The organism is Streptomyces sp. M41(2017) (assembly GCF_002078175.1).
Classification (GTDB): domain Bacteria; phylum Actinomycetota; class Actinomycetes; order Streptomycetales; family Streptomycetaceae; genus Streptomyces.
This window is the reverse complement of record NZ_MWFK01000001.1, coordinates 1,948,481-1,963,859: the sequence shown is the minus strand read 5'-3', so window position 1 is coordinate 1,963,859 and position 15,379 is coordinate 1,948,481. Positions and strand designations below refer to the sequence as shown.

The window sequence follows — 15,379 nt, the reverse complement described above, 5'->3', positions numbered from 1 at the left end:
GGGCACCCCGGCCACCACGCGCGCTTTTCCGCGGCACGCCTTTCCGCGCCGCTCCGTGGTCCTACTTCCACTGGACGGACACGTCCCGCGTCTCGATGTGCATGCCCAACGGCACCCGCCACGCGTCGACGCACACCGTCCAGGTGCCGTCCTTCCTCGCGCCGGCGGCGATCGGTGCGGGAAGGGCCTCGGCCGACGTGATCGTCGCCCAGTCGATCCCGAGCGACCCGATGATGTGCGTCCCGAACGTCACCGTGCCCGAACGCACTGCCGTCCCACCGGTGTTGCGGAACGAGACGGTGACCTTCTCGCACCACCGGTGATCGGTGGACGTCCGCCGGGTGTCCGTCACCCCGAGCGCCGCCGGCCGGGCGCTCGCCGACGGCACGGGCGTGACCGGAGCGGAAGGCCGCCCGGCGCCACCGCCGGCACCTGTGCCCGGACCTCCCCCCGAACTCCCGCCCGTGCGGCCCGAGTCGGACCCGGAAGACGCATCGGAACCGGTTCCGCCCGCCCCGGAGCCGCTGCCGCCGGTCCCGGCCTTGCCGCCGCCCGCTTTCCTCGTGCTCCCCGGGCCGCCGATTCCGTCGCCCGCGGCTGAGCCCGGGCCGCTGCCGGACGCCGTCGATCCGTCCGTGCCCGAACCGGCCCGCCCGTCACCGGACTTGGCGCCGTCCGCCCCGGTGTCCCGCTTCCCGGAGCCGTCCAGCGGCACCAAGGACACGTCGCCCGAGGGGGCCACCGCGGCTCCCGAACCTCCTGGTGGACCGCCCCCGGGGCCGACCGCGACATAGCCGCCACCGGCTCCGCCGCTGCCGCACGCGGCCAGGACTCCGCCCAGGCACAGCACGGCCGCCGAGGCGCCCCAGAGGGCACCCCGGCGGCCGGGTATCGACTCGTGACGCATCGCGCCAGTGTGACTGACGGACCGTCAATTATGAACCCTGCGTGGGATGTTCAGTCGGAGATGAGACCCTCACGCAGCTGGGACAGCGTGCGGGTGAGGAGGCGGGAGACGTGCATCTGCGAGATGCCGACCTCCTCGCCGATCTGCGACTGGGTCATGTTCGCGAAGAAGCGCAGCATGATGATCCGGCGCTCACGGGGCGGCAGTTTGGCGAGCAGCGGCTTGAGCGACTCGCGGTACTCCACGCCCTCCAGCGCGGTGTCCTCGTAGCCGAGGCGGTCCGCGAGGGAGCCCTCGCCGCCGTCGTCCTCGGGCGCGGGCGAGTCGAGCGAGGAGGCGGTGTACGCGTTCCCGACGGCGAGACCGTCGACCACGTCCTCCTCGGACACCCCGAGCACGGTGGCGAGTTCGGCGACCGTCGGCGAGCGGTCGAGCTTCTGGGAGAGCTCGTCGCTGGCCTTCGTGAGGGCGAGCCGCAGCTCCTGAAGCCGGCGCGGGACACGCACCGACCAGGAGGTGTCGCGGAAGAAGCGCTTGATCTCGCCCACGACCGTCGGCATCGCGAACGTCGGGAACTCCACGCCGCGTTCGCAGTCGAAGCGGTCGATCGCCTTGATCAGGCCGATCGTGCCGACCTGGACGATGTCCTCCATCGGTTCGTTCCGGGAGCGGAAGCGGGCCGCCGCGTACCGGACGAGCGGGAGGTTGAGCTCGATGAGGGTGTCCCGGACGTAGGCACGCTCCGGGCTGTTCTCGCCGAGTGCGGCGAGCCGCAGGAAGAGGGAGCGGGACAGGGTCCGGGTGTCGATGGCGCCCGAGGACTCGGGGACCAGAACGGCTTCCGGGGCCTCGGCGGCAGGGACATCGGGAAGCGCGGCGTGCGCCTCGGGCACTGCGTCGCTCTTCGTGAGCGTGAGCACCTTCGAGCTGCCCTGATCTGCGGACATGCCACCCCCTTTGGGTCGCGGACGGTCGCGGCAATCGCTCCCGTCGGAGGAACGCAGCCTCCACCTGAATACCGGAGGCGGGGCCGCGGCAAACGCGCTTCCGGAAGAATGTCACATGTCGGCAACACGCTGTAGTGACATGTCGACATGGTGAGGGTGAATAGGCCCTGGAAAAAGGGGGTCTGACGGTTTTTCAGCGCTCAACCGCCGGAAAAAGTGACCTTGAGCGATTCGCTCTTGTCGGTTACGCCTCGATCCTGTTTGCGGATCGAAGACGCGCGAAACTACGGGCGAGCAGCCTTGACACGTGCATCTGGGACACTCCCAGCTCCGCGCTGATCTGCGACTGCGTGAGGTTGCTGTAGTAGCGCAGCAGCAGGATCCGCTGCTCGCGTTCGGGCAACTGTACGAGCAGATGCCGTACGAGGTCACGGTGTTCGACCCCGTCGAGCGCGGGGTCCTCGTAGCCGAGCCGGTCGAGCAGCCCCGGCAGCCCGTCGCCCTCCTGGGCGGCCTCCAGGGAGGTCGCGTGGTACGAGCGGCCGGCCTCGATGCAGGAGAGCACCTCCTCCTCGGTGATGCGCAGCCGCTCGGCGATCTCCGAGGTGGTGGGCGAGCGCCCGAAGGCGGTCGTCAGGTCCTCCGTCGCGGAGTTCACCTGCACCCACAGCTCGTGCAGCCGCCGCGGTACGTGGACGGTGCGCACGTTGTCGCGGAAGTACCGCTTGATCTCGCCGACGACCGTCGGCATCGCGAACGTCGGGAACTGCACGCCACGGTCCGGGTCGAAGCGGTCGATCGCGTTGATCAGACCGATCGTGCCGACCTGGACCACGTCCTCCATCGGTTCGTTGCGGGAGCGGAAGCGGGCCGCCGCGTACCGGACGAGGGGGAGGTTGGCCTCGATGAGCGCCCCGCGGACCCGGTTGTGCTCGGGGGTGCCGGGCTCCAGCACCTTGAGCTCGCCGAAGAGCACCTGGGTCAGGGCGCGGGTGTCGGCGCCGCGGCGTCGCTCGGGTGCGACCTCCGGGGCGGTCTCGACGACGGGCGCCACGGGTGCGGTGCTCGTCGCGGTGCCTGCTGCGGCGTCGGGTGCGGTGCTCTGCGCCGGGGGCGAGGGCGGGACCTGGGCCGGGGCATGCGTGGGGGCCGGTGCCTGGGCCGGGGCCGGGGCTTCCTCCTGGGGCGGCGCAGTACTGGCCGACACGGTCAACGCCACCTCGTCATTCGTCAACGTCCGTCAACGTATCCGTCAACTCATCCGTCAAAAGCGGTCATAGCATCACAAGACATGTGCACTGTGTGCAAGCACCGCATATTGCCGTGTTGGGGGTGAGTTGGGGCGTAAGACACCAAAAACCCCTGACCGGTTGCGGTCAGGGGCGGGAAATGAGGGCGCCGCGGCCGGTCGCACCCATCGGATCGTTCTGATCGAACGAGCGGAAAACCGGCGCGGAGCGGGCGTATGGATCAGAACGGATAGTCGGCGATCACCCAGGTGGCGAACTCGCGCCAGAGGGCGACGCCCGCCTGGTGGGCCGGGTGTTCCAGGTAGCGGGTGAGCGCTTCGGTGTCCTCGACGGCGGAGTTGATCGCGAAGTCGTACGCGATGGGCCGGTCGGTGATGTTCCAGTCGCACTCCCAGAACCGCAGCTCGGGGATCCGGTCGCCGAGCGCGCGGAAGGCCGCGACGCCCTCGACGACACGGGGCTCGTCCCGCTCGACGCCGTCGTTGAGCTTGAAGAGGACCAGATGGCGGATCACGGGAACTCCTTGGTGGTGTCGGCGCCGGGCGTCAGTTCTGGGCTCCGTCGGCGACCCAGGTCATGAAGTCGCCCACCGCCTGGGCGGCGCTCGATATGCCCTCGAAGCCTATCTGGACGTAATCGGCGGCCTTGGCCGGATCCGTGATGATCACGTAGAGCGCGAAGACCACGATGACGTAGATCGCGATCTTCTTCGAATTCACCGCCATGGCGGCCTCCCCTGTGCCTGCTGCGCCCGGTGGGCCCCCTGTGACGGCGGTGAGTTTAACCTTCACACGCTCTTTAGGGACCAACGGCCCACTGGTCGAGGTCTTTTGCCGGGCCCGGGGCGCGCGGCCGCAGGTCAGGATGGAAGAGAGCCCGGCGGAACCGGCAGGAACTCCGCGGGGCCCGGAGGAGCCTCATTGCGGGGTCCGCGCCGCAGCTTTCCCCCGAGACGGCGGCGTGGACCTGAGGGTCCTTGGAACGGGGGAGGCGGCTGTCCCCCCGATGCCGCCTCCTCCGCCCCTTGTGGGTGCGGAAGGTGAGCCCCGGCGACTGAGCGGACGCCGGGGCTTTTCCGTGCCCGGAGCCCCGGAAGGCACCGTCCGACCAGGAACGCACGAAGGGCCCCGTCTTTCGACGGGGCCCTTCTGAAGCGGTAGCGGAGGGATTTGAACCCTCGGTGACGGGTTACGCCACACTCGCTTTCGAGGCGAGCTCCTTCGGCCGCTCGGACACGCTACCGAGGAAGACCCTACCCCAAGGTGGGCCATGGTCTGAAATCCGTTTCGGGACCCCGGAACGGCCGCGCGGGGCAGGGGCCCACGAGCCCACCCGGGGCGCGGTCAGCGGCCGCGGAAGAAGTCGGTGAGCAGCGCGGCGGACTCGTCGGCGAGGACACCTTCGACGACCTCGGGCCGGTGGTTCAGCCGTCGGTCCCGGACCACGTCCCAGACGGATCCGGTCGCGCCCGCCTTCTCGTCGCGCGCGCCGTAGACCACCCGCTCGACCCGGGACTGCACGAGCGCGCCGGCGCACATCGTGCAGGGCTCCAGGGTGACGACGAGCGTGCAGCCGGTCAGCCGCCATTCCCCGAGCCGTGCGGCGGCCCGGCGCAGCGCGAGGACCTCGGCGTGCGCCGTCGGGTCGCCGGTGGCCTCGCGTTCGTTGTGCCCGGCCGCCAGAACGGTCGTCCCGTCCGGCGCCAGCACGACGGCTCCGACGGGAACGTCCCCGTCCCGGACGGCCAGCCGTGCCTCGTCCAGAGCGAGCCGCATCGGGTCCCGCCAGGGGGCGCGTACGGGGTCGGGCCGGGGTGCCTGATGGGAGGTGCTCACCCCGGGAACCTAGCGGAACCCCCTCCGGGCCGAGGCGCGGAGAGCGGCCCGAGGGCACCGAGGGTGCGGTGAGGCGGGAGCGGTCCGGGAGCGTGGGGGTCCCGAGACCGGACGGACAGGGGTGACCCGGCCCCGCCCGGGGCCGGGTCACCGATCCCGTGCGAGGCCGGGGCCGTCCACCGGCGGTGTCGTCGTCCTGCCGCGTGCGGACAGGACTGTGGAGCCGGCCGCGTCGTACGCGCCGGCCCGGCGACTGTTGTCGTTGCTGATGCCGTTACCGCGTCGTCGGGTCCGGGAGCGGGGGCCTGGCTCGCCGGTACGGAGGACCTGCCCGCCGTCCCTGGGCCTAGCGGACGGTCTCCAGGACCTCGGCCGCCCCCAGCGACTCGGCGATCGTGCTGAGCGCCTCGCCTTCGTCCAGGGCCAGCAGTTCCCTCTCGCTCACTCCGAGGTCCGCGAGGATGTAGCGGTCCCCGACGGGGCTGTGCGACACGGCTTCGCCGGACACACTCCCCTCTTCTTCCTCCTCGTCGTCCTCGGAGTCCGCGGGCTCACCGTCCTCCGTGCCGTCCAGGTCGAGGGCGTCCAGGTCGGCGTCGTCGCCGCCCGGTTCCCGTCCCAGCACTTCGTCCGTGAGCAGGATCTCGCCGTACGAACTGCGGGCTGCGGCGGCGGCGTCCGACACGTAGATGCGAGGGTCCTCCTCGCCGTCCACGCGGACGACACCGAACCACGCGTCCTCCTGCTCGATGAGCAGAAGCACCGTGTCCTCGTCCGAGACTTCACGGGCCAGGTCGGTCAGATCCGACAGGGTTTCCACATCGTCGAGCTCTGTGTCGCTCGCTTCCCACCCGTCTTCGGTGCGCGCGAGCAGTGCGGCGAAGTACACCGTGACTCTCCCACTGGTCATAGGTGTGCCGGTTGGGGTTCCCCCCGGCGGAGGCTGTGGACGGGGAGTGTTGCGCTGAGCCCCGCCCACTCGGAATCGTGGCAGAAACAGAGCGCTCAGGGGACGTCTTCGGCCTGCTGTGTCTGCCTCTTTTGATCGCTAACAGCGGATCGTACGCGGATGCCCCCGCCGCGCAGGCACCTCCCGGCCCGACACGACGGCGTGCCGCCGAGGGCGCGCGGGGTGCGATGCCGCCCGCGTGACGGGCGCGTCGCGGGCACCGGACCGGGCCGTGATCCGGGCCTCGCGCTGGGCGAGTTGGCGGCGGCCGGGCGGTCGCGGCGCCGGCCCGGTGCGGGCGCGTCGCCCGCGGTGTCGCTCGGTGCCGTGCCCGTCGGCGGGGCGGCGGTGCGGGGCGGGCCCGCCGAGCGGGCCGTCTACCAGCGGAACGTGCGCATCCGCATGGCGTGGCGCAGGCGGGCCGTCTTGGCCCGGCGGGGCTGGACCCGGTCGCGCAGCTCGCGCGCCTCGGCCAGGTCGCGCAGGAACTGGGCCCGTCGCCTCCTGCGCTCGGCCTCGCTCTCCTGCCGCTCGGAGGTCTCCTCTTCCGGGTTCCGCATTTGGCACACCACCCCAGGTCCGTCCCTCCCACCTTCCCTCCGATGGTCGGTTTGATGCCAGCGGACGGGTGACGCGGCGGGCCGGGGCGTGCGGGACGGGGCAGTGGCGGGCGTCCGGGGCCCGGCTACTGTTGTGGACATGCGTCTCCACGTCGTCGACCACCCTCTGGTCGCCCATAAGCTCACCACCCTGCGCGACCGGCGCACCGACTCCGCGACCTTCCGGCGGCTCGCCGACGAGCTGGTCACCCTGCTCGCCTACGAGGCCACCCGTGACGTGCGGACGGAGCAGGTCGACATCGTGACCCCGGTCTCCCCGACCACGGGCGTCAAGCTCTCCTACCCCCGTCCCCTCGTCGTGCCGATCCTGCGCGCGGGCCTCGGCATGCTCGACGGCATGGTCCGGCTGCTGCCGACGGCGGAGGTGGGCTTCCTGGGCATGGTGCGCGACGAGGAGACGCTTCAGGCCTCCACGTACGCCACCCGCATGCCGGACGACCTCTCGGGCCGCCAGGTGTACGTCCTGGACCCGATGCTGGCCACCGGCGGCACGCTCGTCGCGGCGATCCAGGAGCTGATCAAGCGGGGCGCCGACGACGTCACCGCGGTCGTGCTGCTGGCCGCGCCGGAGGGCGTCGAGGTGATGGAGCGGGACCTGGCGGGCACGCCGGTCACCGTCGTCACGGCCTCGGTCGACGAGCGCCTGAACGAGCACGGCTACATCGTGCCGGGCCTCGGCGACGCGGGGGACCGGATGTACGGCGCCGCCGAGTAACGACGGCACGGACGGCTCCCCGGAAACGGGCTCTGCGGAACGGGTGTTCGGCAGAGCCCCGGGTTCCGTTCCGAGGGGTCAGCAGCTCTTCTTGGCGGAGGGCGTCGGCACGGGCTGGGCCAGGACGGTCAGCGCCTTGTCGGCGTCCTCTTTTGTCGTGAGGGTCTTGAAGCCGTTGCCGATGATGAGGTCGACGGTGGTCGCCTGCTTGCGGCCGTCGGTCTTCAGCTGGGCGCCGGAGAGCTGGGTGTTGAGGACGGGGAGCGCGGCCCGGTCGGCGTCCTTGGCGCCGAGCAGCAGCCCCGCGCCCTCGACCTTCTTGTCGTAGGCGGCGGTGGCGTTGCCCACGTCACCGATCTTGAAGCCGCGTTTCTTCAGTTCGTCCGCGGTCTGCTTGGCGAGCCCGCTGCGGGGCGTCGCGTTGAGGACGTTCACGGTGATCTGGCCCGGCTTCGGAAGGGTGCCCGCGACCGCGGCCGCCGCGGAGGCCTTCGCCGCCGGGGAGGCCTTGGACCCGCAGTCCGCCTTCGTGCCCGCGGCGCTGGCCTTGCCGCCACCGGTGAAGACGTCGATGAGCTGCAGGGTTCCCCACCCTATCAGCCCGAGTGCGGCGACGGAGGCGACGACCAGGAACGCGAGCCTGCGGCGCCCCCGGGGTCGGCGCATCCGCGGGTACTTGTCCCCCGTGATCCGGTACTGGCCACCCATGCCAGGGGGAGTGAGCATGCTCATGGGCGCAGCGTAGTGCGCCCGGACGGCGATGCCTACTAAATGATCATTGCTCGGCGCTCAGTTCAACCCATTGGGGTCAAGCCGTGGCCATTAGTCCAGTTCAAGGACGCGCGCGTGCAGCACCTGGCGCTGTTGGAGCGCGGCGCGGACGGCGCGGTGCAGGCCGTCCTCCAGGTACAGATCGCCCTGCCACTTGACGACGTGGGCGAAGAGGTCGCCGTAGAAGGTGGAGTCCTCGGCGAGGAGGGTCTCCAGGTCCAGCTGGCCCTTGGTCGTCACGAGCTGATCGAGGCGGACCGGGCGCGGCGCGACGTCCGCCCACTGCCGGGTGCTTTCCCGGCCGTGGTCGGGGTACGGCCGGCCGTTTCCGATGCGCTTGAAGATCACACGGAAAGCCTACCGGTCAAGACCTTCCGGGCGCAGCCACGGCGACGGAGTGCGACGCTGGAAAAGCCGCCGCAAAGCCGTGCAAACCGGAAACAGGGGTCTGATATGAGTGACAGCGAGACCGTGCCGTCGGCTGCCGCTGGGGCCGGTCCCGAGGGGCCCGGCGGCGCCCCCGCACTCCCGCAGGAGGCCCTGGAGATCGCTGCCGGCTACGCCTTCGCCGGGCCGGCGCTCGACCTCGGCGCGCTGCTCTGGGACGGAGCCTGTCTGCCCGACGCGCAGATCCGCGTGCCGCTGCCGATGCTCAACCGGCACGGCCTGGTCGCGGGCGCCACCGGCACCGGCAAGACCAAGACGCTCCAGCTCATCGCCGAGCAGCTGTCGGCGCAGGGCGTTCCGGTGTTCCTCGCCGACGTCAAGGGCGACGTCTCGGGGATCTCGGCGCCGGGCGAGCCCGGGGACAAGGTCCGGGAGCGGGCCGCGGAGGTCCACCAGGAGTGGACGCCGGGCGGCTGTCCCGCCGAGTTCTACGCGCTCGGCGGCCTCGGCCACGGCATCCCCCTGCGCGCCACGGTCACCAGCTTCGGACCGGTCCTGCTGTCCAAGGTGCTCCAGCTCAACCAGACCCAGGAGCAGTCGCTCGGCCTGATCTTCCACTACGCCGACCAGAAGGGCCTGGAGCTCGTCGACCTCAAGGACCTGCGCGCGGTCGTCGCCTTCCTGACCTCGGACGAGGGCAAGCAGGAGCTGAAGGGGATCGGCGGACTCTCCACCGCCACGGCGGGCGTCATCCTGCGCTCCCTCACCGCCTTCGAGGCCCAGGGCATGAGCCCGTTCTTCGGCGAGCCGGAGTTCGACACGAGCGAGCTGACCCGGACGGCGCAGGACGGCCGGGGCGTCGTGTCGGTCCTCGAACTGCCCGCCGTGCAGGACAAGCCGCAGCTCTTCTCGACCTTCCTCATGTGGATGCTCGCGGACCTCTTCCACGACCTCCCGGAGGTCGGCGACTCGGACAAGCCGAAGCTCGTCTTCTTCTTCGACGAGGCCCATCTGCTCTTCACCGACGCGTCCAAGGCGTTCCTCGACTCCATCACCCAGACCGTGCGGCTGATTCGCTCGAAAGGGGTCGGCGTCTTCTTCGTGACGCAGACGCCGAAGGACGTGCCCGGTGATGTCCTCGCCCAGCTCGGCAACCGCGTCCAGCACGCGCTGCGCGCCTTCACGCCGGACGATCAGAAGGCGTTGAAGGCGACGGTGAAGACGTTCCCCAACTCCCCGTACGACCTCGAAGAGGTGCTCACCGGCCTCGGCACGGGCGAGGCCGTCGTCACCGTGCTGAGCGAGAAGGGCGCCCCGACGCCGGTCGCCGCGACCCGCCTGCGGGCGCCGCGGTCGCTGATGGGGCCGGTGGCGCCGGACGCGCTCGACCGGGCGGTCCAGGCGTCGCCGCTGCACGCGCGCTACGCGCAGGCGGTGGACCGGGAGTCCGCCTACGAGAAGCTCACGGCCGCGCAGGCCGCCGGCGCCGCGGCCGCCGGTACCGCCGGGCGGGGCGAGCAGGAGGCTCCGCGGCCCGCGCGCTCCGGCGGTGGCCGGGGCCGGGCGCCGAAGGAGGACGCCTCGGTCGTCGAGCAGGTCGTCGGCAGCGGGATGTTCAAGTCGCTGGCGCGGTCGGTGGGCACCCAGATCGGACGGGAGATCACCCGGTCGCTCTTCGGGACGGCCCGCAGGCGGCGGTAGCGCGCGGCGGGTGGAGCGCGGCGCGACAGCGCCGGAGGCGGCCGTCCCGGGCGGGGCGGCCGCCTCCTGACGTCAGGTGCGCGGGGTGTCCGGGGGTGAGCCCGGGTGCTGTTCGTCCGGGTCCGAGCGCGGCACGGGGCGCGGATTCGGTTCGGGGGCGTGATCGCGGGCGGCTTCCGCGCGCAGAAGGGCGCGCAGGACCGCGTACGGGTCCGTGGGCATGGGGGTCCTGTCCTGTTCCTCGGTTCCGGGACGGCGGTGCGCGGGGATGGCGGCACGCCGTGGCCGGAAGGCGGGACTGCCGGGGTTCGCTGTGAGAGACCGGGCCGGGGGCTCGGGCCCGGGGCCGGGGCCGATCGGCGGGGCCGGATCCGTCAGCAGCGCAGGACCACGCAGCGGAGCGTGTTCAGGGTGGGCGAGGGAGCGGGAGCGGGGCCGGTGGGCGCGGCTGCCCGTGTCGGGCGGGGGTGTCGTCCCGAGTGGCGCGGTGCGGCCGGGCGCGGTGGTGCCAGGGGCCGGTGGGCCTGGCGGTGCGGCGGGCGGAGCGCCGTGTCGGGCGCGTCGTGCTCCGCGGCGCCTTCCGCACCGCCGGAGACGGCGGCGGACGCCATCGGGGCGGTGAACGCCTCCGGGTGCGGGCCCGTCGCGAGCAGCGCGACGACGAGCAGGACGAGGATCCGGGCGACCTTGTTCCGGGCCCCTGTGTTCGCTCCGTTCCTTCCGGCGCGAGCCCCTCCCCGCGTCCGCCCGCGGCGGCGCAGCGGGTGCGGGTGGCGCGGGGTGGGGCTCATGAGCGTCATGTCCCCACCGGAGGCGGGGAGCTCACCGGGTCGGTGGCGAGATGCACCCGGTCGGCGTACACCTCAGAGGGAGCGGGGGATCGCCCGGGCACCGGAGCGGATGCGGAACGCGACGACGATCTCGGTGACGCCGACCGCGATGAGCCAGATCCCGCCGACCACGGTCAGGACGGCGACGGACTCGAACGGCGACACGATCAGCACGACGCCCGCGAGGAAGCTGATGATCCCGAGGACGATCTGCCAGCCGCGGGCCGGCACGCTCGGGTCCGACGCGGCCGCCAGGGTCTGCGTGATGCCGCGGAACAGCCAGCCGATGCCGATCCACAGGGCGAGCAGCAGGATCGACTGCGTCGCGCCCCGGAAGCAGAAGAGGCCGAGCACGATCGACAGGGCGCCGCTGATGAAGGCCATCACGCGCAGCGAGGTCGCCACATGGGTGCCGAACGCGGCGACGAGCTGGAGGATGCCGCTGACGACCAGGTAGAGGCCGAAGAGGATGCCCGCGACGAGGAGTGAGGCACCGGGCCAGATCAGGACGATGACGCCGAGCGCCAGGGCCGCGACACCGGCGGCGAGGACGGCCTGCCAGGCACTGCGCGAGAGCAGGTGCAGCGGCCCTTCGAGGAGGGGGCCGTCCGGATCGATGGTTGCCTGGGTCATGGGCCCATGCTGTGAACGGGCGGGGCGGGGAGCCACCCGGGTGACCCGAACGGGTTCTCCGGCGGTGGAGAGAGAACCAGCCCTTCCGGCGCCCGTGAAAAGTCAGCCCCTCCGGCGCTCGTCAGAATTCAGCCCCTCCGGCGTCTGAGGAGCGGGGTCCGGGGCGGAGCCCCGGGTACGGGACGGGCAGGGGCGGAGGGGGCGAAGAGAGGTCTGCTCACGGGGCCGGCACCGGCGCCGGGGAGAGGGAACCCCGGTTCGCTGGGACCCGGTTACTTGCCGGAGGCCTTCGCCGCCTTGGCCGCCGCCTTCATCTCCTGCTTGTGCGCCCGCACCTTCGTGAGCGACTCCGGCCCGGTGATGTCGGCGACGGAGCGGAAGGACTTCGCCTCGCCGTAGGGGCCCGCCGCCTCCCGCCACCCCGCCGGCCGCACCCCGAGCTGCTTGCCGAGCAGCGCCAGGAAGATCTGGGCCTTCTGGGGACCGAAGCCGGGGAGGTCCTTGAGGCGGCGGAGCAGCTCCGCGCCGTCGTCGGCGTCCTTCCAGACGGCGGAGGCGTCCCCGTCGTAGTGCTCGACGAGGTACTGGCACAGCTGGTGGATCCGCTTGCCCATGGAACCGGGGTATCGGTGCACGGCCGGCTTGGCGGAGAGCAGTTCGGCGAACTTCTCCGGGTCGTACGACGCGATCTCGTGGGCGTCGAGATCGTCCGACCCCATCCGCTGCGCGATCGTGTACGGCCCCGCGAAGGCCCACTCCATCGGCACCTGCTGGTCCAGCAGCATGCCGATCAGGGCGGCGAGCGGACTGCGGCCGAGGAGCTCGTCGGCTTCGGGTTGCTGGGCGAGGTGAAGAGTGACGTCCATGGACCGATGATCCCGCGTGCGGGGACGGGCCGCTCGGTCGCCGCCGCCCGGGTCCGCGGGGCCCTCACCAGGCACGTACGATCGCGGGGCATGCTAGTTAGGTGAGCCTAACCTGAGAAGAGTGGGGACGGATCGTGACCGCCGAGATCTACCGTGACGCCTGGGGCATCCCGCACCTGCGTGCCGAGAGCGCGCAGGAGCTGGCGCACGCCCAGGGACGGGTCACGGCCGTGGACCGGGCCTGGCAGCTGGAGGTCGAACGGCACCGCTCACAGGGCACCTCGGCCGCGTTCCTCGGCGCGGAGGCGGTGGGCTGGGACCGGTTCGCCCGGCAGGCCCGCCTCGACGACACGGCCCGGCGCTGCTTCGCGGCCCTGGAGGAGCGGGACCCCGAGACCGCCGCGTGGATCGTCGCGTACGTCGAGGGGGTCAACGCCGGTCTGGCCGAAGGCGCCCGGCGCGCACCCGAGTTCGGCGCGACCGGGCTCGCCCCGGGCCGCTGGGAGCCGTGGAGCCCGCTCGGGGTCTGGCTCGGCACGCACATCCTCTTCGCCGGCTTCCCGGCGAAGCTGTGGCGCGAGGAGGTCGTGCGCCGGCTGGGCGCGGACGCGGTCGGCCTGTTCGCCATGGACGGGCCGGGCACGGCCGGCAGCAACGGCTGGCTGGTGAGCGGCGAGCGCACCAGCACCGGGCAGCCGGTCATCGCCGGTGACCCGCACCGCTACATCGAGGACCCCGGCGTCTACCAGCAGATACGCCTGGCCTGCCCGGAGTTCGACGTCGTCGGCATCGCGGTCCCCGGCGTCCCGGGCATCGCCCACTTCGCCCACACCGGCACCGTCGCCTGGGCCATCACCAACGCGATGGCCGACTACCAGGACCTCTACCGGGAGCGCCTGCGCAGCGCGGACGGCGGCGCCGTGGAGGCCCTCGACCCGGACGGCGTGTGGCGGGCCGCCGCCCGGCACGTGGAGCGCGTGGAGGTGGCGGGGGGACCGTCCGTCGAGGTCGAGGTGGTCGAGACGGCCCGTGGACCCGTGGTGATCGGCGACGCCCGCGCCGGGGAGGGCGTCAGCCTCCGCTGTCCGCCACGCGTCACCCACGACCTCGGCTTCGGCGCGCTCCTGCCGCTGCTGCGGGCCCGCCGGGTCGCCGACGTGGACCGGGCCTTCGACCACTGGGCGGAGCCGGTGAACGTCGTGCAGGCGGCCGACACCGAGGGCGGGCTGCTGCACCGCGTCGCGGGCCGCGTCCCGGTGCGCGCCACGGACAACCGCGTGCGGATCGTGCCCGCCTGGGAGCCCGGGCACGCGTGGACGGGCTGGCACACGATGCCGTACGGCTCCGTCGAGGACGGTGTCGCCGTGATGGCGAACCAGCGCGGTCCCGCGGCCCCGCTCGGCATCGAGTTCGCCCCGCCGCACCGCGCCGCCCGCATCCGGCAGCTCCTCGGCACGGGCGGCGAGTGGACGGCCGCGGACATGCCGGCCCTGCACATGGACACCCATCTCGCCTCCGCGGCACCCCTGTTGGACCGGCTCGCCGCCCTCGACCTGTCCGGCCCGGCCGCGGAGCTGAGGGACCGACTCCTGCGCTGGGACCGGCACATGGACGCCGGAAGCACCGCGGCCGCGGCGTACGCGGAGCTGCGGAGCGCGGTCGTCCGGCGGCTCGCCGCCCACCCCGCGCTCGCCGTCCTCGCCGAGCCGCCCGCCTACCCGGACGTCTTCCTGCCCTGGCTCGCGCTCACCCCCCGCGTCGGCCTCGCGCTCGAAAATCTGCTGACCGCACGGGAGTTGTACGGCATCGACCGCGACGCCGTCGTGCGTGAGGCCGCCGAGGAGGTGGCCGCCCGGCCCACCGCACGCACCTGGGGCGACACCCACCGCCTCGCCCCGTGGCGCGCGCTCACCGACACCGCGTACGACGAACCGGCGCTCTCCGGCGACAACGACTGCGTGCTGTGCACCTCGTCGGTGCCCGGCATCACCGACCTCAGCGCGCGCGGACCCGCCGCCCGCTACGTCTGGGACCTCGCCGACCGCGACGCCAGCCTCTGGGTGGTGCCCCTCGGCGCCGACGGCGTACCCGGCGCCCGCCACCACCGTGATCAACTCGCCCTGTGGCTCGCCGGAGAACTCGCTCCGGTGACCACCGACTGGAAGACGCTGACCAAGGAGAGCGATGACGGCCGCTGACGCGACGGACACCGGAGCCACGACCACGGAGCCGTACGGCGCCGGCCGCGCCGCCGTGCACGAGCAGCCCGTCGAGGGCTTCGGCACGGTCCGGGTGCTGCCCGTGGACCCGCACGCCGACCTCGACGTCGTCCACGCCTGGGTGAGCGCGGAGCGTGCCGCGTACTGGGGCATGACCGGGTTCACGAGGCAGCAGGTCCTGGAGACCTTCCTGCACCTCGACTCGCTCGACACCCACCACGCCTTCCTGGCGGTCAGGGACGGCGTGCCGGCCGCGCTCTTCCAGACCTACGAGCCCGGGGCCGACCGCGTCGGCGAGTGCTACGAGGTGGAGCCCGGCGACATCGGCATCCACCTGCTGATCGGCCCCCCGGCCCCCGGGAGCGGCCGCCTGCCGGGCTGGTCGGCGGCGCTGCTGGACGCGTTCACGGCGTACGCCCTGACCGGTCTCGGCCGGCGGCGCGTCGTCGTGGAACCCGACGCCCGCAACACCAAGGCCGTCGAACGGCTGACCCGGCAGGGCTTCGTCCCCGCCGGCGACATCGTGCTCCCCGAGATCGACCTGCCCGAGGTCCACCTGGCCGAGAAGCACGCCCGTCTCCTCTTCCTGACCCGCGCGTCCTTCGAGAAGGGTTCGACCTCGGCGGGGTGAGCAGGACGCCGCCCGGGTCCGTACGTAACCGAGACTCTGCCCATGCGAATACGGAGACGGCGTGTGAACGGAAGCGGGCGGCGAAACCGGCGGTACGGAGCCCGGGTGCTGACGCTCC

At 72.4% G+C, this 15,379-nt stretch carries 18 protein-coding genes and 1 tRNA gene; 4 read left to right on the top strand and 15 right to left on the bottom strand.

Annotated elements, in window-relative coordinates; genetic code table 11:
* Positions 1–61: 61 nt before the first annotated feature.
* The 9 genes from B0675_RS08615 to B0675_RS08575 form a co-directional block, all read right to left on the bottom strand.
* The gene (locus B0675_RS08615) at positions 62–907 is read right to left on the bottom strand and encodes a hypothetical protein (protein ID WP_081218226.1); all 846 of its coding nucleotides are present in this window, start codon (positions 905–907) and stop codon (positions 62–64) included.
* A 50-nt stretch (positions 908–957) separates the two neighbouring features.
* Positions 958–1,854, bottom strand: coding sequence for an RNA polymerase sigma factor SigF (locus tag B0675_RS08610; RefSeq protein ID WP_081218225.1), 897 nt, complete (start codon positions 1,852–1,854; stop codon positions 958–960).
* A gap of 244 nt (positions 1,855–2,098) precedes the next feature.
* On the bottom strand, positions 2,099–3,061 hold the full coding sequence (locus B0675_RS08605; RefSeq protein ID WP_081221680.1) for an RNA polymerase sigma factor SigF: 963 nt from the start codon (positions 3,059–3,061) through the stop codon (positions 2,099–2,101).
* A 263-nt stretch (positions 3,062–3,324) separates the two neighbouring features.
* Positions 3,325–3,618 (bottom strand): Dabb family protein, encoded by a 294-nt coding sequence (locus tag B0675_RS08600; RefSeq protein WP_081218224.1) that lies wholly within the window; start codon positions 3,616–3,618, stop codon positions 3,325–3,327.
* Between the two features lie 31 nt (positions 3,619–3,649).
* Complete coding sequence (locus B0675_RS08595) at positions 3,650–3,829, bottom strand: hypothetical protein (protein ID WP_081218223.1); 180 nt, start codon at positions 3,827–3,829, stop codon at positions 3,650–3,652.
* A 429-nt stretch (positions 3,830–4,258) separates the two neighbouring features.
* Positions 4,259–4,346: transfer RNA gene (locus B0675_RS08590), tRNA-Ser, on the bottom strand.
* A 101-nt stretch (positions 4,347–4,447) separates the two neighbouring features.
* Positions 4,448–4,879 carry a tRNA adenosine(34) deaminase TadA gene (gene tadA / locus B0675_RS08585; protein WP_081218222.1) on the bottom strand — a complete coding sequence of 144 codons (432 nt, stop codon included), beginning with the start codon at positions 4,877–4,879 and terminating at the stop codon, positions 4,448–4,450.
* 406 nt (positions 4,880–5,285) lie between these two features.
* The gene (locus B0675_RS08580) at positions 5,286–5,828 is read right to left on the bottom strand and encodes a hypothetical protein (protein WP_081218221.1); all 543 of its coding nucleotides are present in this window, start codon (positions 5,826–5,828) and stop codon (positions 5,286–5,288) included.
* A 437-nt stretch (positions 5,829–6,265) separates the two neighbouring features.
* A complete protein-coding gene (locus B0675_RS08575) occupies positions 6,266–6,448 on the bottom strand; it encodes a hypothetical protein (RefSeq protein ID WP_081218220.1) in 183 nt (60 codons plus the stop codon).
* Between the two features lie 139 nt (positions 6,449–6,587).
* On the opposite strand from B0675_RS08575, the gene upp reads away from it, so the two are divergent.
* Positions 6,588–7,223 carry a uracil phosphoribosyltransferase gene (gene upp / locus B0675_RS08570; RefSeq protein WP_081218219.1) on the top strand — a complete coding sequence of 212 codons (636 nt, stop codon included), beginning with the start codon at positions 6,588–6,590 and terminating at the stop codon, positions 7,221–7,223.
* Positions 7,224–7,301: 78 nt separating this feature from the next.
* Here upp and B0675_RS08565 read toward each other — a convergent pair whose 3' ends face one another.
* Together B0675_RS08565 and B0675_RS08560 are read right to left on the bottom strand one after the other, a co-directional pair.
* Complete coding sequence (locus tag B0675_RS08565) at positions 7,302–7,955, bottom strand: LytR C-terminal domain-containing protein (protein WP_239155393.1); 654 nt, start codon at positions 7,953–7,955, stop codon at positions 7,302–7,304.
* 90 nt (positions 7,956–8,045) lie between these two features.
* Positions 8,046–8,342 (bottom strand): type II toxin-antitoxin system VapB family antitoxin, encoded by a 297-nt coding sequence (locus B0675_RS08560; protein WP_003999914.1) that lies wholly within the window; start codon positions 8,340–8,342, stop codon positions 8,046–8,048.
* Between the two features lie 105 nt (positions 8,343–8,447).
* Here B0675_RS08560 and B0675_RS08555 point away from each other — a divergent pair, with 105 nt between their 5' ends.
* The gene (locus tag B0675_RS08555) at positions 8,448–10,082 is read left to right on the top strand and encodes a helicase HerA-like domain-containing protein (RefSeq protein WP_081218217.1); all 1,635 of its coding nucleotides are present in this window, start codon (positions 8,448–8,450) and stop codon (positions 10,080–10,082) included.
* A gap of 72 nt (positions 10,083–10,154) precedes the next feature.
* Here B0675_RS08555 and B0675_RS41330 read toward each other — a convergent pair whose 3' ends face one another.
* The 4 genes from B0675_RS41330 to B0675_RS08540 all read right to left on the bottom strand — a co-directional run bounded on the left by B0675_RS41330 (position 10,155) and on the right by B0675_RS08540 (position 12,411).
* Positions 10,155–10,304, bottom strand: coding sequence for a hypothetical protein (locus tag B0675_RS41330; protein WP_179165266.1), 150 nt, complete (start codon positions 10,302–10,304; stop codon positions 10,155–10,157).
* Positions 10,305–10,456: 152 nt separating this feature from the next.
* Complete coding sequence (locus tag B0675_RS08550; protein WP_107482587.1) at positions 10,457–10,882, bottom strand: hypothetical protein; 426 nt, start codon at positions 10,880–10,882, stop codon at positions 10,457–10,459.
* Positions 10,883–10,945: 63 nt separating this feature from the next.
* Entirely contained in the window at positions 10,946–11,545 is a 600-nt protein-coding gene (locus B0675_RS08545) for an HdeD family acid-resistance protein (protein ID WP_107482586.1), read from the bottom strand.
* A 272-nt stretch (positions 11,546–11,817) separates the two neighbouring features.
* Complete coding sequence (locus tag B0675_RS08540) at positions 11,818–12,411, bottom strand: HhH-GPD-type base excision DNA repair protein (RefSeq protein WP_081218216.1); 594 nt, start codon at positions 12,409–12,411, stop codon at positions 11,818–11,820.
* A 134-nt stretch (positions 12,412–12,545) separates the two neighbouring features.
* Between B0675_RS08540 and B0675_RS08535 the strand changes: the two genes are divergently transcribed.
* Together B0675_RS08535 and B0675_RS08530 are read left to right on the top strand one after the other, a co-directional pair.
* Positions 12,546–14,609 (top strand): penicillin acylase family protein, encoded by a 2,064-nt coding sequence (locus B0675_RS08535; RefSeq protein ID WP_081218215.1) that lies wholly within the window; start codon positions 12,546–12,548, stop codon positions 14,607–14,609.
* Complete coding sequence (locus tag B0675_RS08530) at positions 14,596–15,261, top strand: GNAT family N-acetyltransferase (protein ID WP_081218214.1); 666 nt, start codon at positions 14,596–14,598, stop codon at positions 15,259–15,261. Before B0675_RS08535 ends, B0675_RS08530 begins: the two co-directional genes overlap by 14 nt.
* The last annotated feature ends 118 nt before the right edge of the window (positions 15,262–15,379 follow it).

Coding starts and splice junctions, on each gene's coding strand:
- B0675_RS08565 (WP_239155393.1), bottom strand. CDS start 7,955: ATGAGCATGCTCACTCCCCCTGGCATGGGTGGCCAGTACCGGATCACG.
- B0675_RS08615 (WP_081218226.1), bottom strand. CDS start 907: ATGCGTCACGAGTCGATACCCGGCCGCCGGGGTGCCCTCTGGGGCGCC.
- B0675_RS08555 (WP_081218217.1), top strand. CDS start 8,448: ATGAGTGACAGCGAGACCGTGCCGTCGGCTGCCGCTGGGGCCGGTCCC.
- B0675_RS08550 (WP_107482587.1), bottom strand. CDS start 10,882: ATGACGCTCATGAGCCCCACCCCGCGCCACCCGCACCCGCTGCGCCGC.
- upp (WP_081218219.1), top strand. CDS start 6,588: ATGCGTCTCCACGTCGTCGACCACCCTCTGGTCGCCCATAAGCTCACC.
- B0675_RS08595 (WP_081218223.1), bottom strand. CDS start 3,829: ATGGCGGTGAATTCGAAGAAGATCGCGATCTACGTCATCGTGGTCTTC.
- B0675_RS41330 (WP_179165266.1), bottom strand. CDS start 10,304: ATGCCCACGGACCCGTACGCGGTCCTGCGCGCCCTTCTGCGCGCGGAA.
- B0675_RS08610 (WP_081218225.1), bottom strand. CDS start 1,854: ATGTCCGCAGATCAGGGCAGCTCGAAGGTGCTCACGCTCACGAAGAGC.
- B0675_RS08530 (WP_081218214.1), top strand. CDS start 14,596: ATGACGGCCGCTGACGCGACGGACACCGGAGCCACGACCACGGAGCCG.
- B0675_RS08575 (WP_081218220.1), bottom strand. CDS start 6,448: ATGCGGAACCCGGAAGAGGAGACCTCCGAGCGGCAGGAGAGCGAGGCC.
- tadA (WP_081218222.1), bottom strand. CDS start 4,879: ATGCGGCTCGCTCTGGACGAGGCACGGCTGGCCGTCCGGGACGGGGAC.
- B0675_RS08545 (WP_107482586.1), bottom strand. CDS start 11,545: ATGACCCAGGCAACCATCGATCCGGACGGCCCCCTCCTCGAAGGGCCG.
- B0675_RS08540 (WP_081218216.1), bottom strand. CDS start 12,411: ATGGACGTCACTCTTCACCTCGCCCAGCAACCCGAAGCCGACGAGCTC.